Genomic DNA, 10,857 nt, shown 5'->3' on the forward strand with positions numbered 1-10,857 from the left:
ATTTTACTCTGAGGTATTTCTTTTTCTCAACCTTCTTTCTTGGAATTCCCTATATTTGAATTATACAGGAAGCTCCTTTTTGTTTTGTAAAACTATTTTAGCAGGCATCTCAGTATATGTAATTGTTCTGTATTTAGATTTTATTGCACTATTTTACTCTCTAAACTTTTTAGGGGTCACACCAGTGATATTTTTAAACAAACGATTAAAATAATGTTGATCCGGAATTCCAACCTGTTCTGCAATTTCATAAACTTTCATATCCGTTGATTTAAGCAGTTTTGCAGCCTCCTCAATTCGAAATTGTATTAAAAAATCTGTAAAATTCATTCCTGTTTCATTTTTAAACAACTGGCTGAAATATACTTTACTTAAATTTACAGACTTAGCTATTTCTTCTAAAGTAATATTTCTATTATAATTGTGCCGTATATATCTCACTGCATCGTTTATCTCCTGCCGTTCATAACAGTCTTGCGCTTTCCTCTGCATTTCATCAATAAACGCTGCACAGCTGATTAACTTTCTACAGCATTCTTCATAAGTCAGCGAATTTCCATAAAGGTTGTAGGGCAACTCGATCTCTTTATCAAAACTTGTTTTTAATTGATTGAAAAAAGAAAGTAAATTCGTTGAAATATAATCTTCCAGCTTTCGCATCAGATCAGGCCGTAGTTTTTCTCTTCCCACATATTCCAGAAAATTTTCTAATGGCTCTTTAAGCATATTTTCTTCTCTGGCCAAAGTAAAAGTTTTTTGCAGCTCTCCATACATAAGATTCAGTTCTTCGGAAAAGTTTGTATCTGAATAAAGATAAAGCTTTCCATATCCTCCATAATAAACGCTTTCCAGGGCCTGAGCGCTTTGTGAGAAAGCCTGTTTTACATTTTCTAACGCAGAATAGGATTTACTTAAGCCGATCGCTGATGAAAGCTTCAAATACTCCTCTATTTTCCCCATTACTGTATACAAAACTTCAGAACATTTCTTTTCCAGAAACATTTCATGACCTTTTCCATCACATGAAAAAAATATCAGGTAGTTTTGATTGTTTTCTGTGCATGCAATTCCATTCCCTTTTTCCTGCAGGATTTCTTCTATGATATTACACACGGAAAAACCCAGTATATCGGTATCATACTCTTTGCTTTTTTCATGAAACACCGTATTTTCTGAGTTTTTCAACTGCAACGCTGCTACAGCAAATGTCATATCTGTCCCGACAATGCCAAACTGCTCTAAAAAAGAATCTTCTGTTCTTCCTTCCATCATTTTGCGGAAAATCCCACATTTAACTGCATTCTGATTCTTTTTCAACTGCCGTTTCATTATGGAATTTTCTTTTTTGACATTGTTCATATTCTCATCTTGCTGTGTTTTCTCAATTCCATCTAATACAGTCAGGATCGTTTTTTCTGAAAGCTGATGTTTTAATATATAATCCACTGCCCCATCCTTCATCGCATTTCGTACATATTCAAAATCATCATAAAAACTTAACACTACAGATTTTGTAGCATAGCCTTCTTCTTTTATTCTGTGAATAAGTTCTGTTCCATTCATTTGCGGCATTTGAATATCGGTAATCATAATGTCCGGTAGCTTTTCTCTTATTACTTCCAGAGCTTCGACCCCATTATCAGCTTCTCCAATCACGCAATATCCATTTTCTTTCCAGGCGATCGCTTTCTTCAAATATTCCCGAACCGAATAATCATCCTCTACTAATAATACTGTTTTCATTTGCGATCCTCCAATACTGCCGGAAAGTGAACATCCACTTTGGTAAAATGATTTCCACTGGTAACTATTACTCCATATGCTTCTCCAAAATACAGGCGGATTCTTTTATTGACATTGCCTAAACCTATATGCTTTTCTGTGTTTTCAAAGCCTGCTTCCAGTTCCTTCTGTATCTGTAAAAGGCGTTCCTTCTCCATTCCTTCTCCATCATCCTGAATGCTGATCCAGATTTCAGAATTTCTTTTTTCGGCTGTAACTCGTATTCTCATAAAATTCTTTCCCATTCCATGCAAAATACAATTTTCAGCAATCGGCTGTAAAATCAGTTTTAAAGAGCAGCACTTTTTGGCTTCTTCATCAATCATTACCGAATAATCAAATTTATTTCTATACCGGAACTGCTGTAAATGGAGATAGTTTTCCAGCAGAGAAATCTCTTCCTCTACCGTAATGTAATCGCACTTATAATTTAAACTTTTTCTCAATAACTGAATCAGATCATTCAGGATAAGTGCATAATCTTCATTTCCTCTAAGTCTGGCATCACAGGCTAAAGAATTTAAAATATTATACAGAAAATGCGGTGATATCTGGTTTTGAAGACTCCGCAGTTCTGCTTCTTTCTTTTCCCGCTGTTTAATCTCAAATTCATGAAAAAGAGAATTAATTTTTTGAATCATGATATTAAAACCATTACATAGTCTTCCAATTTCTCCACCGGAAATAACCGGAACTGATTTTGAAAAATCTCCTCTTTTTACTTCCTCCATAGTTTTCTCCAGCAATTCGATTGGCCGTGTTATACTCCTTGCAATCGTAAAGGTAGAAAAAACAATGCCAGCTGTTACCAGGCCCCAGATCCCCATAACAATCACAAGCATTTTGTCAATTGCAGAAAAAATCTCTATACATGGAATAATATGTACAACCATCCAATCATTACTTAACTTTGAATAATCAAGAATATATTTTTCCTTTCCGATCTTTCTCGTAACAGCCTTTTCTTTTTCCTCGCTGACTATCGTATTCTTATACACATCGGCCATTGTTGCATTATCAAAAAATTTTCCATCACCCACTATTACGTTTCCATAATTATCCACCAACTGAATTTCTGAATTTTCAATATAGTTAAATTCATATAATAATCTGTCTGAAATATCTTTGTCTGAAACTTCAACATAAATAGTTCCCAATTTTTGTTTCGTAGAAAATTCATAAATATCTCTACGATATACGATTGAGATTTCATCCTTGTTATGATAGTTATCTTCAAACCAAAACCATTTTTGCTTTTTATTATAAGAATCTCCGTAATTCTGCTTATACAGCGCCCGGTCACCTGAGCGGTTGTTTCCAAAGGAATACGTTTCTCCCCTTTTTTCCGATTGAATTTCTATTGATTGAACAAATCTCATTGCCCCCAGAATTGGATTCATATAATTTTCTTCCAGATTTTTTTTAGAATGGTACAAGGTTACTTCATCCATATCTTCCTGCTGCAAAAATTCTATAATTGCAGGCATAGAGATTATCTGAATCGTACTTTCCTCAATATTTTTCATTAACTGATCCGTACTTACTGACATTAAATATACGGTATTGTCCGAATAATCCAATACCTGTGCTTTCATCCGATGTCTGAAAAATACCAGAAGCGCAATCATCGTAATACAAAACACCGTAACAGCCAGTCCCAAAACAGAAAGCATTCTTTTACTCAGCTTCCAGTTATTAACAGCTTCTTTTATAGCTTGCTGCTTATTAATCAAATCATATTCTATTTTTCTCCATCGTTTTTTCATAATCATTTCTCCCTCATTAAAACAGAACACTATTTTTAATAGAACAACTGCCTCTGAATCTTACTATAAAAACTTATAGCCAGACACAGAGGCAGTACCTATCTGCAGACTCCCTAAAAATCACTTCAGCTTTCCGGAATATATTTTTTCAACTCTGAATACCTTTCATTATCCCAGATCAGCCACCTTTTGAAAGCAGTGAATGCAGAGCTGTCTTTCAGCTCTTTCTCTAAAAGATATCCAATATCTTCTTTTTCGTCTTCATCTTCTGCTTCCTGGTATTCTCTTACATATTCTTTAAACTGCGAGAGATCTTTTCGCAAAGTTTTTCGTATGATCCGCGCTTCTATCTGTTTCTGGGGCGTCGTTCCATAGTACACAGCTTCAAGCAAGGAAATCGTATTCTTTACAGCTTCGTTTTCCTGCAGGGCTGTAAATTCCAGCTTCTCATCTTCCCCAAAATAACCTTTTTTACGGAAAGCGATTACTTTTTCCACAGGTTCTTTTGTACAATCCAGAATCGGTTCATACCGGTCAGATTTCGTATTATTACAATGTGCGCAGGCCCAGAATAGATTTTCCCAATCATATTTCAATTCTTTATTTTCACGATGCGGAACCAAATGTTCAATCTGACATGAGGTAGCCTCTTTATTCTCACAAATATAGCATTTCCCATGAAATACTTCTCTCAGTGCATGATTAACGCTTTCCGTATTATAAGAGCTTCCTGACTGCTTCGCCTTTTTCAGATCTTCAACAGCCTGCCTTGTCTTCTCCGTATCCTTTCTTTCAATCTTAATCATTCGCTTTCCGTCTCCGCTCGATATCTTCAAACCGTTCCCTTGCTGCTCCTGAAAGTTCTGCCGACAGATTTTTAAACTTTATTCTAAGTTCCGCCCGCTTTGCATGCTCTTCTTCTGTCAGTTCCTTTTTAAAGCAAAGCTCCTCATATTGCTCAAGCTCCTTTTTCAACTCCTCGGAATATGCATCTGCCTCAAAATATCCTTCTGCGAGATCATCCGAAGAAAATGCAGATAAATGATCCATTTCTACTCTTCTTTCCAGATCATACGCTTTCGCATTGGAAACGGAGTTTAAAATATAAGGCGAGTGTGTCGTCACGATAAATTGGATTCCAGGGAAAAACTCTGTCAAAAACGGGAAGATTTTTTTCTGTAATTCGATATGCAGATGCGTTTCCAGTTCGTCAATCAGCACAATTCCCTGATAATCGTAATGGCTGATTTCTTCTCCCAGCAGCCAGTTCTTATCCATTCTGAGAATCAGATCGGAAACCATATAGATCACGGATGAATAACCATCCGACAGCTCATTAAAACCAAATGATTCTCTTCCTTCCTGCTGGATTTTAAAATTATATTTCTTATAATCATAGATCAGATGAATGGACTCCTCATCCAGCAAAATACGCAGCGCTGATTCAAAACGATCAAACCACTGCTGAATTTTCTCCGCTACTGCTTCCGCCCCCTCATTTCGCGCATAAGCCTGCTGAGTCTTCAGATGAACCATATATTTGAGGAGTATGTTTCCGGCGTTATGATCAATTTCGTAAGCCTCTGGCAAGATCACATTTTCCACGCCATCCGGCTGAAGGAACTGAGCTTTGCGTTCTGCTGGGAAATATGCCATAATAAATGTTCCATCCTTGCAGGCTTTTTTCAGTCCATCATAATCATTTAAAACAACCCAGATACCATTACTTTCTTCAAACCATTGCCGATACGTTTGAATCCTTTTTGCCCGCTCCAGGTCTTCATATCCTATAGAAAGATCGCTGTAAGCCGAATGAATTTCAAGAGTTTTAAAATCTAATTCAGCATTAACCATCTGCAAGTATTTTACTATTTCCAGCAGCAGTGATGTTTTTCCCGATCCATTCTTGCCTGTCAGCAGAAGATGCTGGCGTTTCGTTGAATCTAATTTTATTGTTATATCTGACAAATGATATAATTTTTTTATGTCGATCTCACTGATAAAATATTCCTTCACTTAAAATCCTCCGATTTTCCAGTCTCTCCAAAAAACATTTCTGCTAAAATCATACCATAAACATTGAAAAAAACAAGCCAATAAAAAAGAACTGCCGCTGTATCCAGCTCGTTGAAAGTCAGATACAGCGGCAGCGCCTATTTTCAATCTTTTTATTTTTTAGAAGGTTCCGTCCAGAATTGCATCAACCACAACGCTTCCAACTTTATAGTTGTTCTCCATAGCGGTTGCAAAGATATCTGCGGATTCTACGCTGGACTCGGAATCAAGGGAGTCCTCGAAGTTCGGGTCCCATAAGCTCTCCGGAGTTGCACCGTTCATAAATACATCGGTATTTACAGAATCACGGATAATGATATAACGGTCAAGCATGCCAAAACGATCCAGAACAACGGCCAGTGCATTGTCCTCCATCTCAGTCAGCGCATAGGGATCCGGGCAGCTGTAGGTCTCTGTCATAAGCAGGGCAGTTTCATGACCATGCTCTCCTTTCCAGTAGTTGTCGCTGGTCACGGTTGTTCCCTTTAACACTTCCGGATCTCTGGTTGCCCACTCTGCATTATCGAAGGCTGCTGCCATATAAGCTCTGGTGTTATCGGTTGTCTCGATTTTCACATCTTTTACAAGATCATATACTTTGTTGCAGAGATCCTGATTCAGAATCTTATAGGAAGCGCTGTCATAGGAATCATCATGATACCAGGTGGCATCGGACTCGTCGGTAAGTTCACGGGGATCTGCATGATGACCAAGATCATAGTCAACGGTAGCAGTGATGACATACACATCACCCATAACGCCGTATTCAATTGCAGATCCGGCACAGCCTGTGCTGAACACATAGGCGTCGCTGAAATCAAAACGGCTGTCGGAAAGAATAGCCTGGAGACTCATTGCGGAATTAACCTTGCCCATTCCGGTAACATATAAAGCAACTCCATCTTTTACATACAACTTATTACCTTCAAAACCACCGGTGATATCATATTCATCACCATCTTTTACATAAGCATCGTAATAATACTGAGCCTCGCCCGGGAAATCACCGGTCATTTCACCATTTTCAAATTTGGGAAGAATCAGTACTTTGATGCTGATCGGATCAGCAGCGTCTGCCTCTTCTGCAGCTACCTCTGTCGTAGCTTCCTCCGTTGCAGCCTCTTCGGATTCTGCTTCTGCTGCTTCTGTTGTAGTTTCCTCAGTTACAGCTTCTGTTGTAGTTTCCTCAGTTACAGCTTCTGTTGCTTCCGTTGTAGCTTCTTCGGTTTCTGCCACAGTTTCTGTCGCTTCCGTCTCCTCCTCAGCAAAAACCGGAACTGCTGCAGTTGCCACTACTGCTGTTAAAAGAGACATTGCAAGTAAATTTCGCATTTTCATTGATATTGTTCTCCTTTTCTTTGGTTTTGAAGTGTTGACAGAAAAATTATATTCCCTGTACAAAATTTATGCAATTATCAATTTTTCCTAATTTTCACATTCTTTTCCCAATTTTTTCCATATTTCCCACATACAGGAAGTCATATTTGTGAATTTACAAAAAAAGAAGCAATAAATGAAAAAGCCATGAAAATCTACTCCCTGGAAACCTGAAACTCCAGCCGTACCGGCGCACAGCCCATCAGCTCCACGCTTCGCTCATCTGGCTGGGAAAAGCCTGCGTAGATTTCAAAGGTTCCGGCGGCAGTCTGGCGCTGTCCCTTTTCATCCACTATAGTAAAGGCGCTCTCGTCCAGCGTAAGTGTCTTCTCCAGGGTCTCGCCAGGCTGAACGGTGATCCGGCTGAAGGCAGCAAGGGCCGGATGAAGGGGTGCATAGGGAGATTTGCTGTTCTTCACATAGACCTGAATCGTCTCGGTCACTTCCTGGTCGCCGGAATTATAAACAGTGACGCTCACATCCGCCCCAGTTCCATTTTCCTGAATTTTGGCGGCGGTAAGCTCCAGTTTTCCGTAGGTCAGGCCATAGCCAAAAGGATACTGGGCTTTGCCTTTCATATAACGGTAGGTACGCCCCTCCATCGTGTAGTCCTCAAAGTCCGGAAGCTCTTCCAGAGATTCATAGAAGGTGACAGGCAGTTTTCCGGTGGGAGCAGTCTCTCCGAAGAGGACCTTTGCTGCCGCGCGGCCGCCCTCGCCGCCGGGGTACCAGAGAACCAGAATCGCGTCGAAATGCTCTCTCGCATAGGAAAGATCGATGTCGCTTCCGGCCATCAGGCAGAGGATCACAGGCTTGCCGCACTCTGCAACGACCTCCATGAGTGCCCTCTGGGATTCCGGCAGGAGCAGATCCCCCTTATCTCCTGAAGCATAGCTGTTTCCGGCATCGCCTTCTTCTCCTTCCAGCTCTTCATTCAGGCCGACGCAGAGAATCACCACATCGCTGTGTTCCGCCACACTTCTGGCCTCAGAAAGGCGATCGTCTGCAGAAGCCAGACCTTCTACCCGGTCTTTGCAGATATCACAGCCCACAGAGGTGAGAACACGCACGGAATCTCCGAGATAATCCTGCAGACCTTCCTGCACCGTCACATAGCGGGAGGCGGTTCCATGATAGTTTCCAATCAGCGCTTTCCGGCTGTCCGCATTCGGGCCGATGATGCCGATCGTGTGAAGCTTTTCTTTTTCCAAAGGAAGGATTCCGTTGTTTTTCAGTAAAACAAAGCTCTCTGCCGCCGCTTTTTCTGCCAGAGCCAGATGCTCTTTGGACTCCACCTCCAGATAAGAAAGCTGATCAAACTCCGTCTCGTCAAAAAGCCCCAGAAGATACCGGGTGGTAAAGAGACGGACTGCCGCTTCTGTGATCTTCTCCCCGGAAACCAGGCCGTCCTCACAGGCCTTCTGCACATAAAGATAGGTGTTGCCGCAGTTCAGATCACAGCCGTGATTGATCGCCAGAGCCGCAGATTGCTCAGCAGTGGATGTCACCATATGGCCGGTATGAAAATCGCGGATGGCCCAGCAGTCGGAGACAAAATGCCCCTGGAAGCCCCATTCGCCCCGGAGGATGCTCTGAAGCTTGTCGCTGCCGCAGCTGGGCTCCCCATCCACCCGGTTGTAGGCTCCCATGATGGCCTCCACCCCTGCGTCCTTCACCAGCATCTCAAAGGCCGGAAGGTAGGTCTCGTGAAGATCTTTTTCTGTAGGCCGGGCGTCAAACTCATGGCGCAGAGCCTCCGGTCCGGAGTGAACCGCAAAATGCTTCGCGCAGGCGGCGGCCTTCATATACGCTCCGTCCCCCTGGAGGCCTTTTACAAAAGCGGTTCCCAGTTTTCCGGTGAGGTAAGGGTCCTCTCCGTAGGTCTCATGACCCCGGCCCCATCTGGGATCACGGAAAATGTTGACATTCGGAGACCAGAAGGTCAGTCCCTTATAAATATCCCTGTCATTGTGCTTCACATTCTCATTGTATTTCGCTCTTCCCTCAGTGGCAATAACCTCCGCCACCTCATGAAGAAGCTCCGTATCAAAGCTGGCTGCCAGACCGATCGCCTGCGGAAAAACCGTCGCCTGACCGCTTCTGGCCACGCCATGAAGTCCCTCATTCCACCAGTTGTACGCCTGAATCCCCAAGTGTCTGATGGCAGGCGCGTCGTAACGTAACTGGCTGCATTTTTCCTCCAGGGTCATTTTTGCTACCAGTTCTCTGGCCCGCTCTCTTGCTTCTTCTCGTGTCATCTTTTGCCATCTCCTTTCTGTCTGTTTGCAAAAAAGGAGCCCCTCCGCCTTTTGGGGCGTAGCTGCTCCTTCTTTATAATAAACTATATATCTCTTATGCCAGAGATCCCATCGGATCCCAGGGTTTCAGCATGATCGGCTCGCTGTCGTAAGCCTCCAGTGCCTCTTTCGGGAGATATTTTTTGTTGACTACGATCTGGTAGGTGTACTCGTCGAACCAGCGGTCGGACATCACATAGTAACCATCTTTACCAGCGTCCTCGCCCCAGCTGTTCTCGACTCTCCAGCGGTTGGGCTTGCCATCCTCGTCCAGGTTGACACCTTGGAATACCATGGCATGGGTCATCAGGCTCTGGCTGTACTCCAGTCTCTCAGCTTTGTTCATACCGAAGGTGGTTCCGAAAAGACCGTCTACGCCGTAGATATCCAGATCCATGATACCCTCACGGCAGGAGCGCTGTCCTACATCGCTTCCGAACCATACCGGCTCGCCGTCCTGCATCTGAGCGATGGCTGCTTTTTTCAGCTCCTCGATCGGCAGGTTTACATATTTCACCTGGCGTCCTTCCAGAACGTTGCCCAGATACTCTACGCTATAGCTGCGGTAGTAGGGCTTATCCTCGGTCGGAGCGTTGATGATGCTGATGTAAGCATCCAGGTTCAGGCCGATGTACTTCTCATAGAAAGCCTGCGGAGTCAGGTTCAGATCGCGGTGGAAGTTCTTGTCTTTATCACGGTACTCGAAATCAAAGGTCTTGGGCGGTTTACCAAGACAAATACAGAGCATGTTGTAAACGGTCTGCATCATCTCATCTTTCATAGCACGAAGCTCGGCATCGGTTTTGCCCTCTTTGTGTGCTTTTCTTAAGATGCAGGCATACTCACGGAGCTTCTCGGTCATGTAGGAAACCATCTCGCCCGTTGCAGAGGAGGAAAAGGTCTCCGGCATTGCTCCCTTCGGAACCAGGCCGTATTTGCTTACGATTGCAGTCAGCATATCCCACTGTCCGCCGTCATTTAAAGGCATGGAAAGCAGATGAGCGATGAGTCTTCCGTCGGTCGGCTCGTCCAGAGTTTTCAGGATGCTCTCCAGGAAATAGTTGGATTTCTCCAGCTTGTCATAGAACAGTGTGTAGTTCTGAGAAAGCTCGAAGGTCTCAAGATTCAGTTTCTTGATCACCTGGAAACGCAGGCAGTTCAATGCTGCGAACATCCAGCAGCGGCCGCTCTTTTTCTGGTTGGTAATTTTTCCCTGCTCCAGGCTGATGGAAAAATCAAAGGTGGTCTTTCTCTCGGTCTCGTAATTTTTCGCGGAAGCATTTACGCCGTTAGCAGCTACTGCGTTCATAGCCATGGCATTGGCGCGGTTGGCATCAAAGTTTTTTTCAAACTTTTCCAAGCTCTCCATAGAAATTGTTGTGTTCATTTTTAAAGTCTCCTTTGTAAAAATACTGTACTCTTATTCTAACATATTTTTTTTAAAATGGTTGAGAATTTTCTTCACAATCGTCTTTCTTTTTTTGCACAATTCAAGATACCAGGGGTGACATGCTCCCACCACTTAAATCTTACGATTTTGAAGTGGGGGCTTCCTGCTCGATTGCCTTTTAAGGCAAAGC

Annotated in this window: 7 protein-coding genes; all 7 read right to left on the minus strand. The window is 42.7% G+C overall.

Going from position 1 to position 10,857, the window contains the following annotated elements; all coding sequences use genetic code 11:
* Nucleotides 1-153: 153 nt before the first annotated feature.
* Complete coding sequence (locus LKD71_RS16965; RefSeq protein WP_227616299.1) at nt 154-1,743, minus strand: response regulator transcription factor; 1,590 nt, start codon at nt 1,741-1,743, stop codon at nt 154-156.
* Complete coding sequence (locus LKD71_RS16970; RefSeq protein ID WP_227616300.1) at nt 1,740-3,548, minus strand: sensor histidine kinase; 1,809 nt, start codon at nt 3,546-3,548, stop codon at nt 1,740-1,742. The genes LKD71_RS16965 and LKD71_RS16970 overlap by 4 nt, the downstream gene beginning before the upstream one ends.
* Before the next feature lie 125 nt (nt 3,549-3,673).
* A complete protein-coding gene (locus LKD71_RS16975) occupies nt 3,674-4,354 on the minus strand; it encodes an HNH endonuclease (protein ID WP_227616301.1) in 681 nt (226 codons plus the stop codon).
* Nucleotides 4,347-5,564 (minus strand): AAA family ATPase, encoded by a 1,218-nt coding sequence (locus LKD71_RS16980; protein WP_227616302.1) that lies wholly within the window; start codon nt 5,562-5,564, stop codon nt 4,347-4,349. The genes LKD71_RS16975 and LKD71_RS16980 overlap by 8 nt, the downstream gene beginning before the upstream one ends.
* Before the next feature lie 159 nt (nt 5,565-5,723).
* The gene (locus tag LKD71_RS16985) at nt 5,724-6,941 is read right to left on the minus strand and encodes a purine nucleoside permease (RefSeq protein WP_227616303.1); all 1,218 of its coding nucleotides are present in this window, start codon (nt 6,939-6,941) and stop codon (nt 5,724-5,726) included.
* A gap of 194 nt (nt 6,942-7,135) precedes the next feature.
* Nucleotides 7,136-9,238, minus strand: a complete 2,103-nt coding sequence (locus LKD71_RS16990; protein ID WP_227616304.1) for a glycoside hydrolase family 3 C-terminal domain-containing protein — start codon at nt 9,236-9,238, stop codon at nt 7,136-7,138.
* Between the two features lie 94 nt (nt 9,239-9,332).
* Nucleotides 9,333-10,664, minus strand: coding sequence for a C1 family peptidase (locus LKD71_RS16995; RefSeq protein WP_227616305.1), 1,332 nt, complete (start codon nt 10,662-10,664; stop codon nt 9,333-9,335).
* Nucleotides 10,665-10,857: the final 193 nt, after the last annotated feature.

The organism is Fusicatenibacter faecihominis, from assembly GCF_020686945.1.
Taxonomy (GTDB): Bacteria; Bacillota; Clostridia; order Lachnospirales; family Lachnospiraceae; genus Limivivens; species Limivivens faecihominis.